The sequence below is a fragment of the Cryobacterium sp. RTC2.1 genome (genome assembly GCF_035018685.1).
GTDB lineage: Bacteria > Actinomycetota > Actinomycetes > Actinomycetales > Microbacteriaceae > Cryobacterium > Cryobacterium glucosi.
This window is the reverse complement of the sequence record NZ_JASJXJ010000007.1, coordinates 1-25,011: the sequence shown is the minus strand read 5'-3', so window position 1 is coordinate 25,011 and position 25,011 is coordinate 1. Positions and strand designations below refer to the sequence as shown.

The following is a 25,011-nucleotide window of genomic DNA, read 5'->3' as shown; positions in this document are numbered from 1 at the left end:
ATCGGATACTCAGCGCTCCTTGCGATATGTGCAGCCTGCAGTTTGCTGACAGTGGCCCAAGGATTCGTTCCGATACGTTCCTGATCGTGCCGCCCGAGTCCTGAAGAACGGCTGACGTGCCTGCCCACCCGCTGTGCCCCGGGAACGGGAATGGTCGCGCCATGCGGCGGTCATTGGACGGTGGCAGTGAGCCTGCTGAGGTTGTCCAGGACCTGCGTGCCAAGCGGACGTTGCAGCCACTCGTCGAGCAGAACCTCCCGGGAGTGGCTCCGGTAGTCGTCCTGAATCCTGCGCAGCGCGTCGACGAAACGTCTCCCCCGGACCAGCAGCGAGATTTCGAAGTTGAGGCTGAACGAGCGCATGTCCATATTGCTCGACCCGATCACCGCGACTTCATCGTCGACGGTGAAATGCTTGGCATGCAGGACGACCGGTTTCTCGTACAGGAAGATGCGCACTCCCGCCCGCAACAGGGTCTCGTAGTACGAGCGTTGTGCGTGGTATACGAGGGCCTGGTCGGCGACTTCGCAGGCGTACAGGTGCACCGTTACTCCCCGTTCCGCGGCCGTCGTGATCGCGTAGAGCATGGAGTCGTCGGGGACGAAGTAGGGGCTGGCGATGACGAGTCGTTCCTGGGCCGAGTAGAGCAGGGCGTTGAAGACCCGCAGGTTGTTCTCGCCTTCGAACCCGGGCCCACTCGGAACGACCTGGCAGTCGAGGGTGTCCTCGGTGGTCACGGAATAGATCGGGTCTGCCTCACGGGTGAGGAGATCTTCCGTCTCGGAGTACCAGTCGGTGATGAAGATCGCGTTGACGCCCGCGACGACGGGGCCTTCCAGTCGCACCATCAGATCCTTCCACCGCAGGTTCCGTTTGATGTTTCCCCTGGTGTTGTAGCTGGGGTCGACCATGTTCTGCGAGCCCATGAATCCGACGATTCCGTCGATCACGAGCACCTTGCGGTGGTTTCGCAGGTCCGGGCGCCGCCATTGCGTTCTGAAAGGATGGAAGGGGAGCATTTCGTGGGAATCGATGCCGACGTTCCTCAGCCAACGGCGGGTCGCCCGGCCCTGCGGGCTCCGGATCGTCGAGATGTGGTCGTACAGAACCCTGACGATCACACCCCGTTCATGGGCTGCGAGGAGGGCGTCGAAAAACGGCATCGTCGTCCGGTCTCGGCTGAGAATGTAGAACTCCACGTGCACGTACCGTTCGGCCCGCATCACTTCCTCGGTCATCGCGGCGATCGACTCCTCGTAGTCGGGCAGAAGCACAGCGTCGTTTCCGCCGACGAGCGGCATGGCGCCCAACGTGTGGTTCAGTTCGACGACGGATTCGAACCATTGGGGCCAGGTCTCCGTCTTGGAGACCTGGTCGAGGCCGGCGGTCGTACCGAGGATGTAGTCGTTGATGTCCTGTTGCTTCTCGCGCCGTGCCCTCGGGAGCCTGCTGCTGCCGAAGAGGCTGAAGAGCACCGCTCCCGGGATCGGCGCAATGAAGATCGCCATCAGCCAGGCCATCGCCGCCGTGGGACGGCGGTTCGGCGGAATCCTGATGACCGCCCCGACGCGGATGGCCATCTCGAGGACGAGGACCGCGATCGGCAGGGCCTTGGGCAGTTTTCGCAGGTTCACTCTGGAAGTCCGATCTGACGTGCGGCCGCGCGGATTCACGTGTCCCCACCTTAGTTGGGCCGCCGGTACCCCGGGAGGTAAGCTCGCCTTCACCCACGATCACCGCATGAGCATGGTGACCGGTCGGTGCCCATCAAACGATCCTTTGGCTGGAGTCATGGCCGGTAGTTCAACCGAACGCTCGGATGCAGCGCCCGGCGCGCGTCCTGAACGTGCGGCAACGTCGGGTGCACGCCGCGTCTCCCGCCGGTGGCCGCTGATCAGTGGCCTCGCAGCCGTCGCCCTGGCGTGTGCGCTGGGCGCTCTGATCGCAACGCGTGATCATGGGCTGCCGTTGCCCATCGATGTGGAATGGATGCGGGAACTGGTTGAGAATCGCGAACCCCTCTGGCAGGTCCTTGCACTGACGATGGACTTCCTCGGAGGAGGCGTGGTGGCGACCCTCGTCGTGCCGGCCCTCGTCGCCGTCGCGCTGCTTGTGGCACGACGTCCCTGGGCGGCGGCTTACTACCTGGTCGCGACCATCGTCACCGGAGCAGCCGTCCAACTCCTGAAACAATTCTTCGGGCGCGCACGCCCGGAAAATTTCCTGACGAACCTCGATTTCGGATCTTTCCCATCTGGCCACGTTGCGAATGCCGCGACGATGGCCGCAGTCATTGCGATTCTCCTGCCACGGATCTGGGTTGTGGTCGCCGGGACCGTTTACACGGCCCTCATGATGATCAGTCGCACCTATCTCGGTGCACACTGGCTCACCGATACCCTGGGCGCCCTGCTGCTCGGAATCGGCGTCGCGATTGTCACGTGGGCGCCGCTCGCCGCCAAGCTCGACGGTGAACGCGCGCTCGCCAAGGAACGCAGGTCACGATCAGCGAAAGGGATTGCCCCGTGAATCCTCCCCGCACCAACGGCCAGCGGCCTTCCCTGCACGGCATGCGCACCAGATTCATCGCAGAGGAACGCGTGCTGGAGCCCGCCTCTCGCCGGCGATTCTATGTGACGTCGATTGTTCTGGTCGGCTTCGGCGTCGTCTGTTTCACGGCAATCCTCGCCTCCGTCCTGCAGCACAACGGACTCACCGTGGTGGACGCGCCTGTGCAGGACTGGCTCTTCGGTATGCGCTCGCCAACCCTGACCGCGATCATGATCGGACTGGCGATCGTTTTCGGGCCCGTCGCACTTCCCATCCTTCTTCTCGTCGTGTGCGTGGTCTGGGGCATCATAGGTAAGCACGGCCGACGTCCACTCATCCTGGCATCGGCCATGTTGGTCGGAGTCCTCTTGGGGCAGGTGATCGGACATGCGGTGGACCGCCATCGACCGCCGACCGATCTCATGCTCTTCGGCCCCGATCCCTCCTTCTCCTTCCCGTCCGGACACGTCCTGGGCGCATCAGACTTCGTGCTGTTGACCGCGTACCTCGTGTTCTCACGTCGTCGAAGCATCCGTGGAGCAATGGCAGGCTTCGGCTTCGCGCTCCTGTGCATCGTCGCCGCGGCGGTCAGTCGCGTTTATTTGGGCTACCACTGGGCAACGGATGTCATGGCATCCGTATCACTTTCTCTGGTCATTCTGGGCAGCGTGATCGCCTACGACACGTGGCGAAGCCTTCGGGCTTCCGGGGAGCTCCAGATCACGATCCCGCACTCTGCGGAATGACCTGAACCCGCGTGAACCTCAGATGTCAGAGCCGGGCGCGCCAGGCCCTGACGAAGCAGTACAGCCCATAGGCGATCAGACCCGCACCAAGAGCAGACAAGATAGGCCCGCCGTACGGAAGAGCGACGAGGGACCTCAGCGCCCCGTCCAGGCCGGTCGACTGGCTCGGGTCCACGGTGATGGCCGCAACCACGATGAGGACCGCCACGACGGCCAACACGATTCCCTTGGCGACGTAGCCGACGATTCCCAAAGCGAGGACAAACTTTCCAGCCGACCCGCTCGGCACCGAGATATCTGCCGTGAACTTCTGCAACGCACCCTTGCGCACGAAGTAGACCCCGATGGCCAGCACGAGAAGACCCCCGGCCAGGAGGACGATCACGCCTCCTGGCGCCGCAAGAAGCGATGCGCTGGCATCACGGGTACTGCCGGCGGAACTCGTCGCTCCCCCCTGCGCAAAGGTGAAAGCGGTCCCCGCAAGAAGGAAGTAGACAACCGCCTTGCCGGCTTCAGTGACGCGCCGGGACCACTGACGTTTGGGGTCTGCGCCGCGCATCAGGAACGCTCCCAAAAGCAGCCAGAGCCCGAGGGCAGCCAGTCCCGCGACCACAACCCACAGAACGAATACTCCGCCCGGGCTCGTCGCGAGCTGCCCGAGAGCACCGGACTGATCTGCACTACCGCTTCCGGCACCAACCGCGATGGCGATGGCTATCGCGGCGATGAGGATGTGCAACAAGCCGTTGACGGCGAAGCCCAGGCGGGCAAGCATCTGCAAAGTGCGGCTGTTCTTTGCTGTGCTGGCAACGCTGGCCGCTGAGTTACTGATCACGGCCTCAGCATAGGACGACATCGGTGGTCCGGACTATCCTTCTTCCCTAACGAACTTCCCCAACGAATCAGGGAGTCCACCAGGGCCGCAGGGGCAGGCTCCCGAGGCCATCCCCGTCCGACGGCTTCACCGCAAGGACCTGGTGCAGCTGGATTCCCCCCGTCTCGAACGCGAGCCGTGAGCCGGCCATGTACAGGCCCCAGACCTTCGCGGTCTGCAGTCCGACCTCGGCGACGGCCTCATCCCAGTGCTCGACGAGGTTGGTGCACCAGTCGCGCAGGGTCAGGGCGTAGTGCTGCCGCAGGTTCTCCTCGTGAAGCACCTCCAGGCCGGTGTCCTGTGCGGCGCTGATGATGCGGCCGGAGCCGGTGAGCTCGCCGTCGGGGAAGACATACCGGTCGATGAACCCGCGGGTGGACGCTTCGGAATGGTTGTCCGGGCGGGTGATGCAGTGGTTGAGCAGGAGCCCGCCCTGGCGCAGGCGGGACTGCAGGAACTCGAAGTACGCGGGATAGTTGCGCACGCCGATGTGCTCGAGCAGCCCGATCGACGACACGGCGTCGAAGCCGGTCTCGGCGATGTCGCGGTAGTCGCCGAACCGGACTTCGGCCAGACCGGCGAGGCCTTCCTCGGCGATCGCACGCTGCGCCCAGCCGGCCTGCTGTTCCGACAGGGTCACTCCGGTGGCCCTCACGCCGCGGCGGGCCGCGTAACGCACCATGCCGCCCCAGCCGCAGCCGACGTCGAGCAGCCGGTCGCCCGGCTTCAGCCGCAGCTTCTCGAACACCAGCCGGTACTTGTTCTCCTGAGCCTCGTCGAGGGAGGCGTCCGGGCGCGGGTAGCACGCGCACGTGTAGGTCATCGACGGCCCGAGCACCCACTCGTAGAAGGTGTTCGACACGTCGTAGTGGTGGTGGATCGCCTCGGCGTCCCTGCTCTTGCTGTGCCGTAGTCCCCCGGCGATCCGGCGCCAGCGCGGCGGTGCTTCCAGTTCCGGCGGTTTGATCGGGCGCAGGTGGCCGACTCCGATCGAGCGGATGATGGTGGCCATCACCCGGGGCGACGGCAGCGTGAAGACCAGGTCGCCGGTGAGCGCTCTGAGGAGCTCGTACGGGTCGCCGGGGTGCACCCCGTGGATCTCGAGGTCACCGGCGATGTAGGCGCGGGCCAGGCCCAGGTCGCCGCGGCCGGTCGCCAGGTAGGTCGTGCCCCGCGGCGTTCTCAGCTCCAGCCCGAGGGGTGCGTCTCGCGGGCCGGCCGAACTCCCGTCGTAGGCGGTGAACCGAAGCGGGAGCCGACCGCCGGCCAGGATCTCGAGGATCCCGGCCAGGGCGAGCTTGCCCTCTGGTTCAGGTCGCCCTGCCTGATCCGCCTCTTCCGGCGTTCGTTGCTGGAACGTGGTCATCGTCGTAACACCGCCTTTGCGTAGAGATCGAGGAGACGCGAATCGGGGTCGTATCGGTCCTTGACGCTCCGATAGACGTCTCCGCCATAGAGTCCGTCGAACTTCTCCGGAGAGTAGTACGAGTCCGAGTACAGCGACTTGTGCCCGTCGAACTCGCCGACCGCATCCTCGATCCGACGGTTCGTCTCCCCCTCGGTCGACCCCACCGGCACCGTCGACCAGAACCCGACGTTGACATACGTCTGTCGCGGCCGGATCGGGTACAGCGGCCAGCCGCCGTCGTCACGCAGCCGCAGCGGGCAGAGCCAGATCGGTTCGATCGGCACAGTGGCCAGAAACCACTCCAGGAACTCCGCACAGCGCTCGATCGGTATCTCGACGTCCTGCACGACTCGTTCCCGGCGTGGACGATTCCGCAGCCACTCGAGGCGATCCCCAATCTGGAATCGCTGTTCGTAGCGCATCAGCTTCCCGTAGAAGCTGCTGCGCCGAAGCGTTCGGGGCCAGAGCCTGCGGACGAGCGGACGCTGTGCGCCGAATGCCGCCGAGCACCAGAACCAGTCCGTGTCCCACCGCCACAGGTAGTCGTGGATCGTGAGCCGGTCGACCGTGGTGCCGGCGTCGTGCTGGATGGACCGGTAGTAGATCTTCTGCCCGGTGTAATCGCTCACCGGGCCGGACGCGGCGGTCTGGGCGCCCACGCAGAGGTAGCCTTCGTCGGCGCTGAACACCACGCCGTCGAGGTAGTCGACGCGGTCGCCGTCCAGGTCACCGGTCGCGACGATGCGGCCCATCGCCGCGACGAGGGCGGGGAGCGAGTGGAACCGCAGGTGCCGGATCTCGACGAAGGGGTCAACCTGCTCCAGCTCAATGCGCAGGCGCACCGCGTACCCGAGCGTGCCGTAGGAGTTCGGGAAAGCGCGGAAGAGGTCCTCGTGCTCAGCCGGCGACGCCGTGATGACGTCGCCCGTTCCGGTGAGGATGTCCAGCTCCAGCACCGACTCGTGCGGAAGGCCGTTGCGGAAGGACGTCGATTCGATGCCGAGGCCCGTGACCGCACCGCCGAGGGTGATCGTCTTCAGCTGTGGGACCACGAGCGGAGCCAACCCGAGCGGCAAGGTCGCGGCGAGGAGGTCCTCATAGGTGCACATGCCGGCCACGTCGGCCGTCCGCGCTTCGGTATCGACCGCGATGACGCCCGTCAATCCCGACGTGTCGAGGCCCGGGGCGTCCGACTTCGCGCGTGACCGGAACAGGTTCGAGGTGTGCTTCGCGAGCCGGACGGAGGCCGTCGGCGGGACCGCCCGATAGCTCGCGAGCAGCCGCTCGACGCCGGCGGCGTGAATGGTGTGTGCGTCGATCGAGGGAGTGGACACCCACCCAAGCTAGTCCTCGATCGCCCAGCCCGCACGCATCGCCGTTACGAGAGATCGAGACTGGACCTGGCGAAACGAGCGGAGAGGAACCGGCCGTTGATCAGGAGACCTTCGGCATCATCACGGACGGCCGCGTCGTACATCTCGGTGACGGCCGTCTCGAGAACGGTCAACTGAGCGGCCAGTGCCGTGTCAGGCGTGGTGCCGTCGGCGAAGACGTGATTGTGCGCCCACTCGGCAGGGAGCGCAAGATACGTGCGCAGAGTCTCGGGGAGATACGAGGTCGCCGTTCGCCTGGCCGTCATCTCGGCTTCCAGGTTGCCCGCCAGCCTCGGCAGTGTCTCCAGCAGCAGCCCGGTGATCCGACGGACGGCCGTCACGGCTTCCGGCGGGAGACGGGACTCCACCCGCGCCGGAAGGCTTCTCAGATCGACGTCGAGGGTCGCATCGGCAACCCGTACGTCCGACCCTGTCGACTCGATGCCGAGGGTGTGGAGTGCGTGCGCCGCCGCGGAAGCCTCGCCCGCGGCATCCCCCGCCACGGCGGCGATACGGCCGGCGAAGACGCTGAGCCATTCGCCGAGGGTCAGGGTCCGCCGTGAGATCACGACGCCGCCGGAAACCTTCTGGGCCTGGGCGAGGAACCGGGGTCCCGCGAGGTGAGTGAGGGTCAGGGTCTCACTGTTCGCCCCAAGTCGAATCTCACGGATGGACCCGGGCTTGCCGGCCAGGCGGTCTGCCAGCGAGCGGTTCCGTTCCACCGTCAGGACACTCGCGGCCACCGGTGCGGACAGCGCACGTATGGCTCCGTCGGCGAGGCCGGCCAGAAACGCCTGGGGGTCGGCCGTGGCTTGCTCGAGGGTCACCAGCGGCCACCGTCCGTCAGGGGAAGCACGAGGCTCGGAGTGGCGATGACGTGATCCTCGCGCAGTTCGCGGACCGCGCTTCCGATCGCGAAGAATTCCGTGGTGTGCCCGCCCCACCGGTGCGGCAGCGACAGGAGTTGCACTCCGACGATGCCGTCAGCCGCGAGGGTTTCGGCCTCCGTCTGCATTCTCCCCATGGCCAGTTCGCGAGCGTCGTACAGCGCCTCCGTGAATTGGGTGATCTCGACGTTCGCTCCCAGGCTGCTGAGGGCGGCTATCGTTCCCCGGTGGGCGATGTGATAGACGCAGGTTCCCATCACGAGGCCGAGCGGTGCGTAGCCCGACTGGATCAGGGTCCAGAAGTCCTGGCCGGAGAGGTCCGAGGTGAACGGAAGACCCTTGTTGTTGCGCCAGGTACCGCTCGCCGGGGCGTGGTCTGCCACGACGGCTGTTCCGATGGCCACGAATTCGGCAAGGTTGTTGCCGTAGTCCTTGAACTCGATCTCGAGCCGAACGCCCACGATGCCGTCTGCGCCCAGGGCGTCGGCCTCCGCCTCCATGCGCGTCATCGCGAGTTCCCGAGCGTGGTACATCGCGGCACTGAGCTTGTCGAGCTCCATGTTCTGGCCCCAGCGTCGCGTCTGGATCCCGACGTGGTAGACGCTCGAACCGAGCACGAGTCCCACCGGGCGGAATCCGGCTTGCCGCACCAGGAGGAACTCGTTGACGGACAGGTCGGACGTGAACAGATGCTTCTTGCCGTCGGCCAGGCGCGCCCGGGCGCTCGCCGAGAGGGAGACGCCGGAGAATGGGTCCGTCATGGGGTGGTCGTCCGTTCGCTCGTCGTGGGTGCTGGGGAGATCATCGTTCAGGCGTTCGTGGGCGTTGCGGGGAATCGCGCAGGGGCATCACGGTCAGGGGCGGAGGAACGGCCGACCGGTTCCGCGCGCGCGGCAACGCCACCAGGGTGGTGCCGACGACGACGAATTCGGCGTGCAGGTCTCGCGCATCCGAGCCGCCGCACGCGGTGTCGAACTCGGACAGCGTGGTGTCGGTCACGACGAGATCTGCCGCACCCGTGTGCGTGACCCGGCGCGCGAGCCGCTCCCTGGCTTCGCGCCGCGCCGCCTGGACCAGCCTGGTCATCCCGGTCACTTCGCCGTTGATCCAACTGGTGCGCTGCTGCTGAAGCTGCCAATCCTCATGCTTCGTCGACACGGACATCCCGAGCACGACACTGTGCGGGAGATATCCGGCCAGGAGAGCCGCGGCGCAGTCTTCTCCGCTCAGGTTGGTGTACCAGGGGTCGGCCGCGGATCCGGGAGAAGGCACGAGAGAGGAATCCGTGGAGCGCACGGCCGTACCGAGGGCGCTGAATTCCCAGGCCGTGCCCTCGACGCGGGTGCGACGGATGCGAATGTCAACGACTCCGTGCGCCCCGAGTGCCTGCGCTTCGACGCGCATCCGCTTGAGTGCGCCATACCAGCCGCGTTCGTATGCGCCGACGTAGGGGGGCGAAGCTGCCCCAGGTGGACCCGCCGCCTGAGGTCGTCACGGGCGAAACCTGGCCTATCGACGATCTCCCCATCTTCGCCCCCGACGTCCACCAGGCACAACCGCTGCCCTTCCACCCGAGGTTCATGACGGCGCAGCCGAAGACTTCGCCGACGGCGGTCAGCCCGACGCTCTGGATGCTCGCCGCCGCGGCGACCGAGAGCAGCGACCCCGCTGTTCGACTGGCCTTTTGTCCAGCGATGCGGGCATGCGCAGCAGGCGGCAGTCCCCCCGTCCATTGATCCACGTGCTCATATAAGCACCCCGGACCCGGATAGCCAGGCACTTCCGCGGTCGGACACGGTTTATTTCCCGGTGACGCAGAACGCCCGGTGCGCCGGAGACTCTCTCGGGCGCACCGGGCGAATGCCGGCCGGGGTGACTACAGGGTGGCGCGCACCTGCACGACGGCGCCGTCAGGGGCGTACGGCACGGTGCGGCCTTGGATGGCCACTCCGTCGACCTCGAGGCTCGCGCGCGACCCCTCCCTGCCCGAGTTGGCAACGGTGATGACGTAGGTCGCACCGCGGGCCCGGCGAGTGACGGTGAATTCAGCGACGTCCGGTCCGAGCTGCGGGTCGACGACGAGGCCGTCGTAGTCGGTGCGCACGCCCAGGAGGTACTGGGAGACCGTCACGAAGTTCCACGCGGCTGTGCCGGTGAGCCAGGAGTTCTTGGCCTCGCCGTGCCGGGAGGCCTCCTTGCCGGCGATCATCTGCGCGTACACGTACGGTTCGAGGCGGTGCACCTCGGAGATCTCCTCACGGTAGGCCGGCGTGATCTTGCGGTAGTGGTCGAAGGCCTTGGCGCCGCGGCCGAGAACCGTCTCGCCGATGATGACCCACGGGTTGTTGTGGCAGAAGATTCCGCCGTTCTCCTTGTAGCCCGGCGGGTACGTCGAGACCTCGCCGAGTTCGATGCGGTAGCTCTTGTACGCCGGGTATTGCAGTACGAGTCCGTGTGCGGAGCCGAGCAGGCGGTCCACGGAGTCGAGGGCTCGGAACGCGGGGCTTGTAGCGGACGGGGTTCCGTCCGCGTTGTGCTCGACGCCGACGCCGGCGAGGACCGCGAAGCCCTGCGGCTCGATCCAGATCTGGCCCTCGGTGTCTTCGTGGGTGCCGACCTTGTTGCCGTAGAAGTCGTAAGCGCGCAGGAACCACTCGCCGTCCCAGCCGTCGGAGAGCAGCACCTGGCTCATGGTCGCAGCGGCCTTGCGGGCGCGGTCGGCCTGCTGGGTGTCGCCGCCGCGCTCGGCGATGGTCGCGTACTGTCCGGCAGCGAGCACGAACTGGGCCGCGATGAATGTCGACTCCGCGACGCCGCCTGCCTGGTTCTCCGTGGTCTGGAAAGACTCGCCCGGCGTCGTCGAGAAGCAGTTCAGGTTCAGGCAGTCGTTCCAGTCGGCGCGCCCGATCAGGGGCAGGCCGTGCGGGCCGAGGTTGTTGAGGGTGAACTCGAAGGAGCGCGTGAGGTGGGTGTAGAGCGTCTGCGCGAGCGCGTCGTTGTTGTCGAACGGCACGACCTCGTCGAGGATGCTGAAGTCCCCGGTCTCCTTGAGGTAGGCATCCACCCCGATGATCAGCCAGGCCGGGTCGTCGTTGAAGCCGCTCCCGAGCTCGTTGTTGCCGCGCTTGGTGAGCGGCTGGTACTGGTGGTAGGCCGAGCCGTCCGGAAGCTGGGTGGCGGCGATGTCGAGGATGCGTTCGCGGGCGCGGTCGGGGATCAGGTGTACGAAGCCGAGCAGGTCCTGGGTCGAGTCTCGGAAGCCCATCCCGCGCCCGATTCCGGTCTCGAAGTAGGAGGCCGAGCGGGACATGTTGAATGTGACCATGCACTGGTACTGGTTCCAGATGTTGACCATCCGGTTGAGCTTGTCGTCCGGCGAGGTCACGGTGTACGCGGAGAGCAGGGTGGTCCAGTACTCCCCCAGGGCCTCGAACGCGGCATCCGCCTTCTCGGTCGTGTCGAGCCGGGCGAGAAGTTCGTGCGCCCGTGTCTTGTTGATGACCTGCTTGGCATCGTCGGCCCACTTGCCCTGGCCGTTCTCCTCCGTGTTCTCGACATAGCCGACGACGAACACGAGCTCGCGGGTCTCGCCGGGCTGCAGGGTCGAGTCGACCTGGTGCGAACCGATCGGGTACCAGCCGGACGCCATCGAGTTCTGCGCCGTGCCGGCGTTCGGGACCTTCGCCTCGGCCAGGGTCTCATAGAGCCCGACGAAGGTCTCCCTGTCGGTGTCGAACCCGGCGATCTCGGCGTTCACCGAGTACACGGCGTAGTGGTCGCGACGCTCGCGGTATTCGGTCTTGTGGTAGATCGTGCTGCCCTCGACCTCGACCTCGGCGAGGGAGAGGTTGCGCTGGTAGTTGGTCTGGTCGTCCTGGGCGTTCCAGAGGCAGAACTCGAGGTACGAGAAGAGGGAGAAGGTCTTGACGTGGTCCGAGGTGTTGGTGATCGTCACCTTCTGCACCTCGGCCGTCTCGCCGAGGGGTACGAAGTACAGGGTGGAGACGCGCAGGCCGCCGCGCTCGCCGGTGATCCGGGTGTACCCCATGCCGTGGCGGGTCTCGAAGAAGTCGAGGTCCTTCTTCATCGGCAGCCAGCTCGGCGTCCAGACGTCGCCGCCGTCGTTGATGAAGAAATATCGTCCGCCGGAGTCGGTGGGAATGTCGTTGTAGCGATACCGCGTCAGGCGACGCATCTTCGCGTCCTTATAGAACGTGTACCCGCCGGCCGTGTGAGAAATCAGGGAAAAGAAATCTTCGCTGCCCAGGTAGTTGATCCACGGGTATGGCGTGAGCGGGGTCTCGATCACGTATTCCCTGGCCTCGTCGTCGAAATGACCGAACCTCATGTGTGCACCTTTGCGATATGCGGAGGACCGGATAGCGACGGGATCCGAAAATATCGGAATCCATCGATGCACCAGACCCAAACCTGTGTGAGAGCGCTCTCATTGGCGCCCACGGCTACCCTAGCAAAGGTAGACCCCGGGGTGCCACACCGCACGCCCACCGGATGCATACCCCGCCGGCTCCACTCTGCTGTGGCACGCTGGGACCATGGATCTGGAGGTGTCACCCGCGCTCACGATTCCCGCATCGGAACTCGGCTGGCGGTTCTCGCGGTCGCCGGGGCCTGGCGGGCAGCACGTGAACACCTCGGATAGCCGCGTCGAACTGTCCTGGAGCGTCGCCCTGTCGCCGTCCCTGTCCGACGACCAGCGGGCAAGGCTCCTGGCGCGACTCGACCGGCGACTCGTCGGCGGGGTGATCACGGTCGCAGCGTCGGAGCAGCGCTCCCAGCTCCGGAACCGCGAGATCGCCCTGGCCAAGCTCGCCGAACTCGTGTCCGCGGCCCTGGCCCCGGATGCCGCTCGCCGCCGGGCGACCAAACCGACCAGGGGTTCGAACCGTCGGCGCCTCGCGGCCAAGGAACAGCGTTCGGCGACGAAACAGCAGCGCCGGAGGCCGTCGGAGGACTAGCGCCGGCCAGCGGGAGGTCCCGTACGCTGGTCGGATGAAGCCGATCCGTCCCGCCGTGCCCGCCGATGTTCCCGAGATCCTTCGGCTGGTCGTCGAACTCGCCGAATACGAACGCGAACCCGACGCGGTCGCGGCGACGGAGGAGGGATTCCTCGCCGCCCTCTTCGGCGACGAGCCCGCGGTCCACGCGTTCGTCATCGACGGCGAGGAGGCCGGTACCCTGGCCGGGATGGCCGTGTGGTTCCTGACCTTCTCGACCTGGGAGGGCGTGCACGGCATCCATCTCGAGGACCTGTACGTACGGCCGGCCCACCGGGGCGGCGGGTATGGAACCGCACTCCTCACCAGCCTCGCGGCACTGTGCGTCGAGCGCGGGTACGCGCGCCTGGAATGGGATGTCCTCGACTGGAACGCGCCCGCGATCGGCTTCTACGAGTCTCTCGCCGCCCGGCCCCTCGACGGCTGGACGACGTACCGTCTCGACGGCGCAGCGTTGCGGCGCGCCTGAGCCCGCGCATCCGCTTCACCGGCCCGGTCCCGGACGTCGACTAGACTCGGTCCAGACTTCCGGTCGCTGATAACTTCAGCGAACGGACGAGCGCTGGTTGAGACAGTGCAGGAAGGCCCCCGGATTCGTCCGGGGGCCTTCTCTTTTGCCTCGGCTCGGACTTCTTATTCTGGAATGGGAATGCGGAACCGTCGGCGCCGATTACATCCCTCGTACCGAAATGACGACGGAGGCCGCATGAGCACGACTGAAGTAGGTTTCCGATCCGCGCGCGGCCCGATCCTGATCGCCCTGATGCTGACGACGGGGCTCGTGGCGATCGACGCGACGATCCTCGCCACAGCGGTGCCGACGATCGTCGGCGACCTCGGCGGATTCGCCCAGTTTCCGTGGCTGTTCTCGATCTACCTGCTCGCGCAGGCCGTCTCCGTGCCGGTCTACGCGAAACTCTCGGACACGCTCGGCCGGAAACCGATCGTGATGATCGGCATCGGACTGTTCCTTCTCGGGTCCGTGCTCTGCGGCCTGGCCTGGAGCATGCCTGCGCTGATCGCGTTCCGGGCGATCCAGGGCCTCGGCGCCGGCGCCGTGCAGCCGATGGCGATCACGATCGCCGGGGACATCTACACCGTCGTCGAACGGGCCAAGGTGCAGGGCTACCTCGCAAGCGTCTGGGCGATCTCCTCGGTGGTGGGACCGAGCCTCGGCGGGATCTTCTCGCAGTTCCTGTCCTGGCGCTGGATCTTCTTCGTGAACATCCCGCTGTGCCTCATCGCTGCCTGGATGCTGCAACGCACCTTCCACGAGACCGTGACGGCCCGCCGGCACCGCGTCGACTACCTCGGCGCCGTCCTCCTGACGACGGCACTCACTCTTCTGATCCTCGCGGTCCTCGAGGGTGGTCAGGCCTGGGCCTGGGATTCCGTGCCGAGCATCGCGGCCTTCGCGACCGGGGCCGTGCTCCTCGTCCTGTTCGGGTTGGCGGAGCGTCGTGCCGCAGAACCGGTGCTGCCGCTCTGGGCGTTCAGCAGGCGCCTGCTGCTCAGTACCGCGTTGATCTCGGTCGGCGTCGGCGCGATCCTGATCGGGCTGACCTCCTTCGTTCCGACCTACCTCGAAGGCGTGCTCGGCACGCCGCCGCTCGTCGCCGGACTCGCTCTCGCCGCCCTCACGGTCGGCTGGCCCATCTCCGCGGCGCTGTCCGGCCGGTTCTACCTCAGGATCGGCTTCCGGAACACGGCGCTGATCGGCGTGTCCATCGTCCTGTTCGGCGCCCTGCTCCTCGCGGGGACGGCCGGCACTCCGATGGTGGTGGTGACCGCGCTGAGCTGCTTCGTCGTGGGCCTCGGCCTCGGCCTCGTCGCGACACCCACGCTCATCGCGGCGCAGTCGAGCGTCGAATGGGACGAGCGCGGCGTCGTGACCGGCGCGAACCTGTTCTCCCGGTCCATCGGCAGTGCCGTCGGTGTCGCGATCTTCGGCGCAGTGGCGAACGGGATCATCGGCTCGTCGGCATCGGGCGTGCGGGATGCCGCGAGCGTTCAGGCGGCATCCGTCGCCGTCTTCGTCGCGGTCGCCATCACCGCCGCGCTGACCGTGGTCGCCGCGGTGTCGATGCCCCGGCGCGCCCGGGCCTGAGGCCGATCCGGTCAGGGGGTCTCGTCGACGATTCCGATGAAGCGGGTGCCGACACCGTCGACCTCTGTACGGCTGAGACCGGCGGCAGGCTCCGGCAGTTCGTCTGCGCCATGGTCGTCACACGTGAGGTACGTGAAGGCCGGCCACCACTTCTTCGGGCGGGCCGCCTCCGAGAAACCGCAGACGTCGCAGCGGAGCTCGACCCAGACCGGTTTCTTGCCCGTGCGGTTGGCCCGCGACTGCACCAGCCAGTCCGGCGGGTTGTTCTCAATCTCGGCCAGTTCCGCTTCGGTCAGGCGCGAGGGAAGGTCGTGTCGCTGCGCCATCTCGAGCGGAATATCCAGTCGCAAGGCGGCCATTCGTCTCGTAATCATCGTGTTCAAGGATAATCGCCGCCGGCCGGGTCTGGTCCGCCGACATCACCCGGGACGGTACCCCGGACGACATCCCCGACACCACCGCGGTATCCGGCGTCAATTCGGTGCTGAGGAACGTGCCAGCAGGCCTTTCGTGCGCGTAGGCTGATCTCTGCACTACGCGACCTCCAGACCAGTAAGGGCCCCTCGTATGCCTCACTCCTCGACGGAGGCCGGCTCCACCGCGGTTCCCCGACCCGTCACCACCCGGCGGGACCGTCTTTCGCACTGGCTCCTTCAGGACAGTGAGCGCCCGCACCAGGGTCCGCACGCCCGCACAGCGGAGAAGACGCACAGCTGGTGGCGCGTCATGTGCCTCACCGGCGTCGACTACTTCTCCACGCTCGGCTACCAGCCGGCCATCGCCGCGCTCGCGGCCGGCCTGCTCTCCCCCTTTGCGACGATCGTCCTCGTCCTGCTGACCCTGCTCGGCGCGCTCCCCGTGTATCGCAGGGTCGCCCGCGAGAGCTTCAACGGCTCCGGGTCCATCCACATGCTCGAACACCTCCTGCCCTGGTGGGCGGGCAAGCTCTTCGTCCTGGCCCTGCTCGGCTTTGCGGCCACCGACTTCATGATCACGATCACCCTCTCCGCGGCGGATGCCACGGCACACGCCATCGAGAATCCCTTCGCCCCCGAATGGTTCCACGGCAACGAGATCGGCATCACCCTCGCCCTGATCTCGCTCCTCGCGATCGTGTTCCTCAAGGGTTTCAAGGAAGCGATCGGCATCGCCGTCGTGCTCGTCGGCGTCTACCTCGCGCTCAACCTCGTGGTCGTGTGCGTCTCCCTGGCGCAGATCGCGAGCCGGCCGGTGATGATCACCGACTGGTGGAGCGCGCTCAACGCCCAGCACGGTGATCCGCTGATCATGGTCGGGATCGCCCTCATCGTCTTCCCGAAGCTCGCCCTCGGCCTCTCCGGCTTCGAGACCGGCGTCGCCGTGATGCCGCAGATCACCGGCGACCCGACGGACACACCCGAGCGTCCCGCAGGGCGCATCCGCGGCGCCGGCCGCCTGCTGACGACGGCCGCCGTGATCATGAGCGGCTTCCTGATCCTGACGAGCTTCATGACGACGTTCCTGATCCCCCAGGCCGAATTCCAGCCGGGCGGGCAGGCCAATGGGCGCGCGCTCGCGTACCTCGCACACGAGTTCCTCGGCCCGGTGTTCGGAACCGTGTACGACGTCAGCACCATCTGTATCCTCTGGTTCGCCGGGGCGTCCGCCATGGCCGGACTGCTCAACCTCGTGCCCCGGTACCTGCCGCGCTACGGCATGGCACCGCAGTGGGCTCGCGCCGTGCGGCCGCTCGTTCTCGTCTTCACCGCGATCGCGTTCATCATCACGGTCGTCTTCCAGGCCAGCGTCGACGCCCAGGGCGGCGCATACGCGACAGGCGTTCTCGTGCTGATCACGTCGGCGTCCGCCGCTGTGACCCTGTCCGCCCGCAGGCAGGGCCAGCGCAAGCGGACGATCGGCTTCGGAGCCATTTCCCTCGTCTTCGCGTACACGACCGTCCTCAACGTCATCGAACGCCCGGACGGCCTGCGCATCGCCGGGCTGTTCATCGCCGGGATCCTGCTCATCTCGCTGATCTCCCGGGTACGCCGGTCCTTCCAGCTTCGGGCGACATCCGTGGCCCTCGACGAGAGGGCCCTCGCTTTCGTGAAAGCGGATGCCGCCGACGGCGCAGTCCGGGTCATCGCGAACGAACCGGACGACGGCAGCGAACACGAGTACCGGCACAAGGACCGCGACGAGCGCCGGTACTCGCACATTCCCCGCGACTCGCAGACCATCTTCCTCGAGGTGCACGGCACCGACTCCTCCGAGTTCGAGGAGGACCTCCTCGTTCGCGGCGTCGTCAAGCACGGCTACCGGGTCCTCGAGGTCTACAGCGGCAACATCCCCAACACCCTGGCTTCCGTGCTCCTCGAAATTCGCGACGTGACCGGCATCGTCCCCACGATCTACTTCGAGTGGACAGAGGGCAGCCCGATCTCCAACATGGCCAGGTTCCTGTTCTTCGGAAACGGCGAGGTCGCCCCGGTGACCCGCGAGGTGCTCCGCGTCGCCGAGCGCGACGTCAAGCGCCGTCCGGCGGTGCACGTCAGCTGACCGCTGCCCAGGCCTCGCTCCGTACCGGGAGGGCAGGACACGGGTATGGTCTGCTGCATGAACGCGAGCGCAATGCCGCCGGAACGTCCACCGGTCCAGCCCCGAACGCCGGTGCCACCCCAGCCGGCCGTGCCCCCGCAGCCGGATCGGCGCCGCGGAGGGCGGGCAGGCCTCATCGTCGCCGTCGTTGTGCTCGGCGTCGTCATCCTGGCCGGGGCCGCACTGCTCATCCTTCTTCTGACCGGCGGCGCGGTCGGCACGCCCGTCCATCTCGCAGCGGATGCCGAGGCCGGGTCGAGCGTGGCTGTCCGGGTTCCGAACTCCGCCATCCGCTTCGAACCCAGCCCCGATTCGCAGGTGCACGTGCGGGCAGACGGCAGTTCGCTCGGCGCCACGCCGACGCTGGCGATCACAACGGCGAACGGCGTGACCGAGGTCACCGGCGGGTGCCCGAGCCAGTGGCTCGGCTTCTGCTCCCTGAACATGACGGTGGCCCTCCCTGCGGCACTCTCCCTCACCGCGGACGGGGTGAACGGGCAGATCGAGGCGTCGGCACTCACCGGCGCGCTGAGGCTGACGACCACGAACGGAGCCGTCGAGACGACGGGTACGCTCGGCCGGGTGGAGGTCCACACCACCAACGGCGCGATCAGGGTGCGCGATGCCGGTTCCCGCCGCGTGGTCGCCACGACCACGAACGGAGCCGTCGAGGTCGATTTCCGGGATGCCCCTGAGGCCGTCGAGGCCCGCAGCACCAACGGTTCGATCACGGTGCGCATGCCGGCAGCCGGACTCTCCTACCTCGTCGACGCGCGGACGACGAACGGGAACGTCGACACAGGCTCCGTCCCGAGCGATCCCTCCGCACGGCGCACGATCATCGCCCAGACCACCAACGGTGATGTGCGCGTCACGACCGGCTGACGCCCGTCGACGGGCGGCCGCGCACCGGGCGGGCCGTGCACCGGGCGGGCCATGCACCGGGCGGCCCATGAAACAATGGAGCCATGCCAGACAGCCTCCCTCCCCTCGGCCTCCTCCTCGACGTCGACGGGCCGATCGCCAGTCCGGTCACCCGAACGATCCGGCGCGACAGCATCATCGCCGACCTGATCACGCTCGCGGCCGCGAACGTGCCGATCGCCTTCATCACCGGCCGGTCGGCGCTCTTCATTCGCGAGCAGGTCATCACGCCCCTCCTCGCGGCCGGCCTCCCGGAGACCATGCGCATGTACGGTGTCTGCGAGAAGGGCGCCGTCTGGTTCCCGATCACCGCAGCGGGAATGGGCGACGTTGTCGTCGACCCGAGCGTCGCACTGCCTGCGGCCGCCGTCGACGCGATCCGTTCGCTCGTGCACGACCGTTTCGCCGACACCATGTTCTTCGATGAGACCAAGCAGGCCATGGTCTCGGTCGAACAACGCACGGATGCCGCAGACTCCGACTACGCGGCGGCCGCTGCCGACTTCAACGAGGCCTCATTCGCGATCCTCACGGGCCTCGGGCTCGGGGTCCGCTTCGGTGACCGGGTCTCCCCGGACGCGTCGGGTGCTGTGCCGTTCCGGATCGATCCCACGATCATCTCGACGGACATCGAATCCGTCACCCTCGACAAAGACCACGGCGCCGAACGCGCCCTCGCCTTCTTCGCCGAGACCGGCCCGCTCCCCCGGGTGTGGCGCTCCGTCGGCGACTCACGCAGCGACTACCTGATGGCCGACCACCTGCACACCGCCGGGTACGAGGTCGCCCACGTGGATGTGCGCCCGTCCGACGGGGTCCTCGAGCGACCGTACCCCGTGATCATCGAGGGTGACCTGATCCACGACGCCGCCGGCGCGAACTTCCTGGCCTACTGGGTCGACACACTCGGCCTGCGCTAGACCCGGGCCGAGTGGCGCGGGCCGCTAGTCGGTGACGAAGCGGATGCCGTCCTGCAGGCGGCTGCGCAGGTCGAACACCTTCTCGAAGCTGCCCCGATCCATCCCCGGCAGCCCCTCGCGCAACAGGCCGACGAGCCGCGACCGCGGAATGATGACGACCGTGGGACGCCGGCCGCGGCCGGGTACCGCAAGCGGGTCGGACAGGGCGTCGTCGGGGAGCACGACGACGAGGGCGGTGAAGCGCACGCCAAGGGCGCGCGAGAGCGCCCGCGCGGCATCCTCGAATTCATGAACGGGACGGTCCTCCGGCCGGAGGGTCTCCGCGAGGAGCTCGCCGCGCCGGAGTTCGACGGAGGCGCCCCAGTCCTCGGAGAGGATTGCGAACAGCCCGGCGGGGCCGAGGACGACATGGTCGATCGGGTCGGGGTGGGAGCCCGCGAGCACGTCGTGCCAGGCCGTGTAGCCGATGCCGAGCAGGGACACGAGGTGTGCCGTCGATTCCTGGGCGAGGGCGCGGGCCAGGCAGTGCCGGATCTCGCGGGGCGCGGAGCGGACGAGCTGGGGCGCGTACGGATCGTCGATGACGGTCCCGCGGCCGACCCACTCGCGCAGGAGCTCGAGGTACCGTTGCCGGGCGTGGCCCCCCGGGTGTCCGTACATCCGCGCACGCGGACCTGTCGCCGCCGACGAAGCGCGCGCCGAGCCTGCGGACGAACCGGAACCGGACGAACCGGAGGCGGAGCCGGTGTGCACGGTCCCGTGCTCGTTGTCCGGGTACCGGCGCCTGTCGTAATCGGCCCGGCTCTCGGGATTGCCGATCCGTTCCCACGCCACCTGGACGGCCTGGAAGTCGGCGGCGCGACCCCCGACATCCGGGTGGGTGAGACGCAGCCTCTTGCGGTAGGCGCGTCGCAATTCCTCGCTGGTCGCCTCAGGGCTCACGCCCAGCACCTCATAGGGTGATGCCGCCGCCGGGCTCTCTGACATCCTCGCGGTCTCTTTCGTTCGATCGTGTGCGGCAAGCCGCCGTCCGGGGTCTGACCTGTGTCAGACGTTCTCTTCACCTTATCGACCGTTTCTGTCATCTCGCCCCACCCGAGCCGCTCACGGGATCCTGACGGATCTGTGGGACGATCGGCCCATGAAGACCTGGGAACGCCTGACGGTGCGTCGCTCGAGCACCCGCCTGATCGTGATGGCCGTGATCGGCCTTGCCGCCGGGGTGGTGGCGTCGATCGGGGGCGACTGGGTGCTCGCCCCGATCGTGGGCTGGGCAGCGGCCTGCGTGACGTTCATCGCCTGGGTCTGGATCGTGATCGGGCCGATGGACGCCGCGACGACCGCGACGCATGCGACCCGTGAGGACCCGTCCCGGGGCGTGTCCGACCTGCTCGTGCTCCTGATCAGCCTCGCGAGCCTCGGCGCGCTCGGCCTTCTGCTCGTCGAAACGCATTCCACGACGGGAGCAGCGCAGGTCGTGCTGGCCCTGTTGTCCGTGCTGAGCGTCGTGCTGTCCTGGACGCTTCTGCACACCTTGTTCACCCTCCGCTATGCCCGGCTCTACTACGAGGGGGCGGATGGCGGGATCGAATTCAACCAGACAGCGCCGCCGAGCTACGGGGACTTCGCCTATCTCGCATTCACCCTCGGCATGACGTTCCAGGTGTCGGACACCAACCTGAAGACACACATCATCCGGATGACGGCGCTGCGCCACGGCCTGCTGTCCTACCTCTTCGGATCCGTGATCCTTGCGACGATGATCAACCTCGTCGCCGGGCTGCTGCACTGAGCCCGGCTTCGGGTCAGGCGCTGGGCCGGACGTTCAGCCGGCGAACGCGCGCACGGGCAGGCCGGTGACCCCGGCATCCACCCGGAACAACGATCCGGCGAGTGCCTCTTCCCCGTCGTCGAGGCCTTCCCGTGACGTCGTGATGAAAAGCTCGTCCAGGTTCGGTCCGCCGAAGGTGCACGCGGTGACGCGGCTTGCGGCGACCTCGACGACCTCGTCCAGGCGGCCATCCTGCGTGTAGCGATGCACGGCGCTCCCGCCGTAGAGTGCCACCCAGACCCCGCCGTCGCTGTCGACGGTGAGACCGTCGGGAAAGCCGGACTCCGCCGGGATCTCGACAAAACTGCGCAGGCCCGTCAGGCCCGTCTCTGCACTGTAGTCGAACACCGCGACCCGGCCCGTCGCGGTGTCGTTGTAGTAGGCGAGGGAGCCGTCCGGGCTCCAGTCCAGCCCGTTGGAGATGGTGAGGCCGGTCAGGACGACCTCGACCGAGCCGTCCGGGTCGAGGCGGCGGAGGGAACCGGCGCCCGGGTACTGGTCGAACGCCATCGAACCGCAGTAGAACCGGCCGTCCGGGTCGCAGCCGCCCTCGTTGAGTCTCAGGAGCGGATCGCTCCAGAGCTCCCCGAGTTCGGTGATCGTCCCTTCGGCATCCTCGAGGGCGAAACCGCGCTGCAGGGCCAGGACGGCGCCGCCCGCGCGGCGCGGCCGCACGGTCACGACCATGCTGCCGACGTGCCTGCGATGCACGGTGTCACCGTCCAGCGAGAGGATGTCTCCCGCGAACATGTCGAGCCAGCGCAGGCCGCCCCAGGACGGGGACCATACGGGGCCCTCACCGTGGAAGGCGAGGGGATCGGTACGCTGTTCGGCCTGCACGGGGTTGCTCAGTCGCGCAGGATCTGGACGGGAATCGCCACGGCGAGGGCCACGCAGAGGATCCCGCCGAAGAAGATGGGCAACTGGCCCGCGGTGACCGTGAAGGCGAACCCGAAGAGCCACAGTCCGAAGACGAACACGGCCATCGCGACGATGAAGGCGACAATTTTCATAGGGGTCCTTTCGACACCGGCCCGGCCGTTCCGTGCCATGACGAGCGTAGCCGCTCAGGCGACCGGTTCGATGAGTTCGGGCCCGTCGCCGATGAGGGGCGCAACCTCGTGGAACCGCAAACCCTCCACGGATTCCGCGGAGGCGGCCACGGCCGCGTCCACGAACTCCTGGTCGCCGACCGTGTGCGGGTCGAGCCACTGGTCCCAGGTCTCCTCCGGGAGCACGACGGGCATCCGCTCGTGAAGGCCCCGGAGACGGCCACTCGACTCCTGGGTGAGGATCGTGGCGCTCAGCACCCATCGCGCCGGGTCGTCTTCCGTGAGGGCAGGGTTGCGCCACCACGCGTAGAGACCGGCGAGGGCCAGGGGCAGCCCATCGTCCGAGTGCACGAAGTACGGGGTCTTGACGGTGCCTTCGGTGTGCCATTCGTAGTAACCGGTGGCGGGCACGAGAGCACGCCGCGATGCGAGGGAGGGCTGGAAGGTGGGCTTCTCCCCCACCGTCTCCGACCGGGCGTTGAACGTCGGGAACTTCGACACGAGCGCCGACGCGAAGGAGGGAACGAGCGACCAGCGCGCAGACTCGATCCTGCGCACGACGGCGCCTGATTTCGCCGACTCGAGCACGATCGGAATCCGCTCGGTTGGCTTGATGTTCCACGACGGTTCCGGGAGGTCCTCGCCCTCATGCTCGACGTCGAACATCGCGGCGAGGTCCGGCGCCGTGTCCGTGATGATGAATCGACCACACATGGTCTCAGGCTAGCGCGGCCCACCGACAACCCTCTCCCCGGGCATCGGCCGTGCATCCGCCCGCCCCGGATCGTCTTGACTTAATCGAATGTCTGTTCGAATATGGTGGGGTGTCCAGTTTCCCCGTCCCCCGCAGCGGACCCGACCCGCGAGAACTCGCGGCCGGGTTGCAGGCGCGCATCCGCGGGATGGAATCCACTCGGGCGGGACTCGAAAGCCGCCAGGCGGCAACGGGATTCGCCGGCCTCCTGCCGGGCGGCGCGCTCAGGCCCGGGTCGGTCTACACCGTGGACGGCTCCGTCTCCCTCATTCTCGCGCTCCTCGCCGGGCCGTCCCAGGCCGGGTCCTGGTGCGGGATCATCGGGCTGCCCGACCTCGGCCCCGAAGCGGCGACGAGCCTCGGCATCGACCTCACGCGCCTCGTCCTGGTCCCTGCGCCGGGCGACCAGTGGCTCACCGTCACGGCGGCCCTCGCGGACGTTCTCCCCGTCGTCGCGGTGCGACCGACGCGGCGGGTCTCGGAGGCGGAGGCCTCCCGGCTCGCCGCCCGGCTCCGGCAACGCGGGTGCACACTCCTCGTCGCCGGCGATTGGCCGCAGGCCGAGGCGAGGCTCTCCGTGCGCTCAAGCACCTGGACCGGGCTCGGCGACGGTCACGGTCACCTCACGGGACGCGAGGTGACCGTCGCGGCGTCCGCGCGCTCCGGCGCACCCCGCACCGCACGGATGTCGCTCGCCGGCGGCCCGGCGGAGGCAGAGTCCGTCGACCCGCCCCGCCTCGGTATCCCCTTCGGCGCGCACCGGTACAGCGAGGCGGTCTGACAATGACAGCACTCACCGGTACGACAGTGGGGCACCCGCACGGACCCGAGCGCACCCTGGTGCTCTGGTGCCCCGACTGGCCCGTGACGGCGGCCAGGGTGCGCGCCGGGCTCCCGGAGGACGTGCCCCTCGCGCTCGTCGACCGCGGCATCGTATTTGCCTGCTCGCCGGCGGCCCGCACGACGGGCGTGCGGAGAGGACTCGCCGCACGCGAGGCCCAGTTCCGCTGCCCGGAGCTCGTCGTGCTCGGCTACGACCGCGTACTCGACGACCGGGCCTTCGAACCCGTCATCGAGCGGCTCGAGGACACGACACCCGGCGTGCAGGTCCTGCGTCCCGGACTCTGCGCCATCCGCTCCCGCGGGCCTGCCCGGTTCTACGGCAGCGAAGAGGCGGCCGCGGACGCCCTCGTCGCGTGCGTCGTGGGGCTCGGGATCCCCGGCGCCCGGGTCGGCATCGCGGACGGCGCCTTCGCCGCGGAACAGGTCGCCAGGGACCAGGCCCCCACCCCGGTCAGGGTGGTTCTCCCCGGGGGGTCAGCGGCCTTTCTCGCCGTCCGCCCGGTCACGACCCTCGTCGACGCCGGGCTCATCGACAGGGACCTCGCGACCCTGCTGCGCCGCCTGGGCGTGCACACGCTGAGGGACTTCGCGGCGCTCCCCGCCGACCGGGTGCGGCACCGGTTCGGAGCGGCAGCGGCCCGCGCCCACCGGATCGCAGGGGCGGCGGACGATGGCCGAGTCGTTCCCCGGGTCCCTCCCCGCCACCGGGAGGTGGCCTTCGACTGGGAACCTCCCCTCGACCGGGTCGACCAGGTCACCTTCGCCATCCGGGCGGGACTCGACGCCTTCGTCGGCGACCTCGCCGCCTCGCGCCTGGTCTGCACCGAAGTCACGATCGAGGTGTGCACCGAGGCCGCGGCGGGGGCAGGAGCCGTGCACACGCGTTCGTGGCGGCATCCGCGTTGGTTCACCGGCGCGGACATCGCCGACCGGGTGCGGTGGCAACTGCAGGGGGCCGGCCCCGGTGCGAGCGAGCTCGAAGCCGCCATCACCCGGGTGCGGATCATCCCCGAACGCGTGGACTCGACAGCCGATCACGAGCAGGGTCTCTGGGACTCCGGGCCAGACGAGCGGATCCACCACGCGCTCACCCGGGTCCAGGGCCTGCTCGGGCACGACGGGGTGCTCACCGCAATCAGTGCGGGCG

The 25,011-nt window shown here is 67.9% G+C and carries 23 protein-coding genes and 1 pseudogene; 11 read left to right on the top strand and 13 right to left on the bottom strand.

Going from position 1 to position 25,011, the window contains the following annotated elements; all coding sequences use genetic code 11:
* Nucleotides 1-170: 170 nt before the first annotated feature.
* The gene (gene cls, locus QN357_RS02075; RefSeq protein WP_322141117.1) at nucleotides 171-1,580 is read right to left on the bottom strand and encodes a cardiolipin synthase; all 1,410 of its coding nucleotides are present in this window, start codon (nucleotides 1,578-1,580) and stop codon (nucleotides 171-173) included.
* Between the two features lie 211 nt (nucleotides 1,581-1,791).
* Between cls and QN357_RS02070 the strand changes: the two genes are divergently transcribed.
* Together QN357_RS02070 and QN357_RS02065 are read left to right on the top strand one after the other, a co-directional pair.
* The gene (locus QN357_RS02070) at nucleotides 1,792-2,529 is read left to right on the top strand and encodes a phosphatase PAP2 family protein (RefSeq protein WP_134446573.1); all 738 of its coding nucleotides are present in this window, start codon (nucleotides 1,792-1,794) and stop codon (nucleotides 2,527-2,529) included.
* A complete protein-coding gene (locus QN357_RS02065) occupies nucleotides 2,526-3,296 on the top strand; it encodes a phosphatase PAP2 family protein (protein ID WP_241987330.1) in 771 nt (256 codons plus the stop codon). The genes QN357_RS02070 and QN357_RS02065 overlap by 4 nt, the downstream gene beginning before the upstream one ends.
* A 25-nt stretch (nucleotides 3,297-3,321) precedes the next feature.
* Here QN357_RS02065 and QN357_RS02060 read toward each other — a convergent pair whose 3' ends face one another.
* The 7 genes and pseudogenes from QN357_RS02060 to QN357_RS02030 form a co-directional block, all read right to left on the bottom strand.
* Nucleotides 3,322-4,131: a DUF1206 domain-containing protein gene (locus QN357_RS02060; protein ID WP_323504366.1), complete on the bottom strand. Its 810-nt coding sequence runs from the start codon at nucleotides 4,129-4,131 to the stop codon at nucleotides 3,322-3,324.
* 67 nt (nucleotides 4,132-4,198) lie between these two features.
* A complete protein-coding gene (locus tag QN357_RS02055) occupies nucleotides 4,199-5,536 on the bottom strand; it encodes a class I SAM-dependent methyltransferase (protein WP_322135826.1) in 1,338 nt (445 codons plus the stop codon).
* Nucleotides 5,533-6,912, bottom strand: coding sequence for an FAD-binding oxidoreductase (locus tag QN357_RS02050; RefSeq protein ID WP_322140811.1), 1,380 nt, complete (start codon nucleotides 6,910-6,912; stop codon nucleotides 5,533-5,535). Before QN357_RS02050 ends, QN357_RS02055 begins: the two co-directional genes overlap by 4 nt.
* A 44-nt stretch (nucleotides 6,913-6,956) precedes the next feature.
* Nucleotides 6,957-7,778 (bottom strand): hypothetical protein, encoded by an 822-nt coding sequence (locus QN357_RS02045; RefSeq protein ID WP_134446576.1) that lies wholly within the window; start codon nucleotides 7,776-7,778, stop codon nucleotides 6,957-6,959.
* Nucleotides 7,775-8,599, bottom strand: coding sequence for a heavy metal-binding domain-containing protein (locus QN357_RS02040; RefSeq protein ID WP_134561113.1), 825 nt, complete (start codon nucleotides 8,597-8,599; stop codon nucleotides 7,775-7,777). Before QN357_RS02040 ends, QN357_RS02045 begins: the two co-directional genes overlap by 4 nt.
* Nucleotides 8,600-8,639: 40 nt before the next feature.
* Nucleotides 8,640-9,278, bottom strand: a pseudogene (locus QN357_RS02035) (heavy metal-binding domain-containing protein); the annotation flags it as partial.
* Nucleotides 9,279-9,714: 436 nt separating this feature from the next.
* Nucleotides 9,715-12,186: a GH36-type glycosyl hydrolase domain-containing protein gene (locus QN357_RS02030; RefSeq protein ID WP_322140812.1), complete on the bottom strand. Its 2,472-nt coding sequence runs from the start codon at nucleotides 12,184-12,186 to the stop codon at nucleotides 9,715-9,717.
* A gap of 208 nt (nucleotides 12,187-12,394) precedes the next feature.
* Here QN357_RS02030 and arfB point away from each other — a divergent pair, with 208 nt between their 5' ends.
* The 3 genes from arfB to QN357_RS02015 all read left to right on the top strand — a co-directional run bounded on the left by arfB (nucleotide 12,395) and on the right by QN357_RS02015 (nucleotide 14,963).
* Nucleotides 12,395-12,817 carry an alternative ribosome rescue aminoacyl-tRNA hydrolase ArfB gene (gene arfB / locus QN357_RS02025; RefSeq protein ID WP_134561116.1) on the top strand — a complete coding sequence of 141 codons (423 nt, stop codon included), beginning with the start codon at nucleotides 12,395-12,397 and terminating at the stop codon, nucleotides 12,815-12,817.
* Nucleotides 12,818-12,851: 34 nt separating this feature from the next.
* Nucleotides 12,852-13,325, top strand: a complete 474-nt coding sequence (locus QN357_RS02020) for a GNAT family N-acetyltransferase (RefSeq protein WP_134446581.1) — start codon at nucleotides 12,852-12,854, stop codon at nucleotides 13,323-13,325.
* A 237-nt stretch (nucleotides 13,326-13,562) separates the two neighbouring features.
* Nucleotides 13,563-14,963 carry an MFS transporter gene (locus QN357_RS02015; protein ID WP_134446582.1) on the top strand — a complete coding sequence of 467 codons (1,401 nt, stop codon included), beginning with the start codon at nucleotides 13,563-13,565 and terminating at the stop codon, nucleotides 14,961-14,963.
* 11 nt (nucleotides 14,964-14,974) lie between these two features.
* On the opposite strand, the gene QN357_RS02010 is transcribed toward QN357_RS02015, so the two are convergent.
* Entirely contained in the window at nucleotides 14,975-15,337 is a 363-nt protein-coding gene (locus QN357_RS02010) for a hypothetical protein (protein WP_134446583.1), read from the bottom strand.
* 193 nt (nucleotides 15,338-15,530) lie between these two features.
* On the opposite strand from QN357_RS02010, the gene QN357_RS02005 reads away from it, so the two are divergent.
* The 3 genes from QN357_RS02005 to QN357_RS01995 all read left to right on the top strand — a co-directional run bounded on the left by QN357_RS02005 (nucleotide 15,531) and on the right by QN357_RS01995 (nucleotide 19,384).
* Complete coding sequence (locus QN357_RS02005) at nucleotides 15,531-17,501, top strand: amino acid transporter (RefSeq protein WP_416172941.1); 1,971 nt, start codon at nucleotides 15,531-15,533, stop codon at nucleotides 17,499-17,501.
* Between the two features lie 57 nt (nucleotides 17,502-17,558).
* The gene (locus QN357_RS02000) at nucleotides 17,559-18,425 is read left to right on the top strand and encodes a DUF4097 family beta strand repeat-containing protein (RefSeq protein WP_166787272.1); all 867 of its coding nucleotides are present in this window, start codon (nucleotides 17,559-17,561) and stop codon (nucleotides 18,423-18,425) included.
* 83 nt (nucleotides 18,426-18,508) lie between these two features.
* Complete coding sequence (locus QN357_RS01995) at nucleotides 18,509-19,384, top strand: hypothetical protein (protein ID WP_134446585.1); 876 nt, start codon at nucleotides 18,509-18,511, stop codon at nucleotides 19,382-19,384.
* 24 nt (nucleotides 19,385-19,408) lie between these two features.
* Here QN357_RS01995 and QN357_RS01990 read toward each other — a convergent pair whose 3' ends face one another.
* Nucleotides 19,409-20,371 carry a J domain-containing protein gene (locus QN357_RS01990; RefSeq protein WP_134446586.1) on the bottom strand — a complete coding sequence of 321 codons (963 nt, stop codon included), beginning with the start codon at nucleotides 20,369-20,371 and terminating at the stop codon, nucleotides 19,409-19,411.
* Nucleotides 20,372-20,525: 154 nt separating this feature from the next.
* On the opposite strand from QN357_RS01990, the gene QN357_RS01985 reads away from it, so the two are divergent.
* Nucleotides 20,526-21,176 carry a DUF1345 domain-containing protein gene (locus tag QN357_RS01985; RefSeq protein WP_134446587.1) on the top strand — a complete coding sequence of 217 codons (651 nt, stop codon included), beginning with the start codon at nucleotides 20,526-20,528 and terminating at the stop codon, nucleotides 21,174-21,176.
* 33 nt (nucleotides 21,177-21,209) lie between these two features.
* On the opposite strand, the gene QN357_RS01980 is transcribed toward QN357_RS01985, so the two are convergent.
* From QN357_RS01980 to QN357_RS01970, 3 genes are read right to left on the bottom strand one after another with little or no spacing between them, the layout of a single operon-like run.
* Nucleotides 21,210-22,055: an SMP-30/gluconolactonase/LRE family protein gene (locus tag QN357_RS01980; RefSeq protein WP_134446588.1), complete on the bottom strand. Its 846-nt coding sequence runs from the start codon at nucleotides 22,053-22,055 to the stop codon at nucleotides 21,210-21,212.
* A gap of 8 nt (nucleotides 22,056-22,063) precedes the next feature.
* Nucleotides 22,064-22,228, bottom strand: coding sequence for a hypothetical protein (locus QN357_RS01975; protein ID WP_166787273.1), 165 nt, complete (start codon nucleotides 22,226-22,228; stop codon nucleotides 22,064-22,066).
* A 54-nt stretch (nucleotides 22,229-22,282) separates the two neighbouring features.
* A complete protein-coding gene (locus tag QN357_RS01970) occupies nucleotides 22,283-22,981 on the bottom strand; it encodes an SOS response-associated peptidase (RefSeq protein WP_134446589.1) in 699 nt (232 codons plus the stop codon).
* Between the two features lie 110 nt (nucleotides 22,982-23,091).
* Here QN357_RS01970 and QN357_RS01965 point away from each other — a divergent pair, with 110 nt between their 5' ends.
* Nucleotides 23,092-23,802, top strand: a complete 711-nt coding sequence (locus QN357_RS01965; protein ID WP_322135817.1) for a hypothetical protein — start codon at nucleotides 23,092-23,094, stop codon at nucleotides 23,800-23,802.
* 2 nt (nucleotides 23,803-23,804) lie between these two features.
* Nucleotides 23,805-25,011: DNA polymerase Y family protein (locus QN357_RS01960; RefSeq protein ID WP_323504365.1), on the top strand; the 1,207-nt coding region annotated here is incomplete at its 3' end.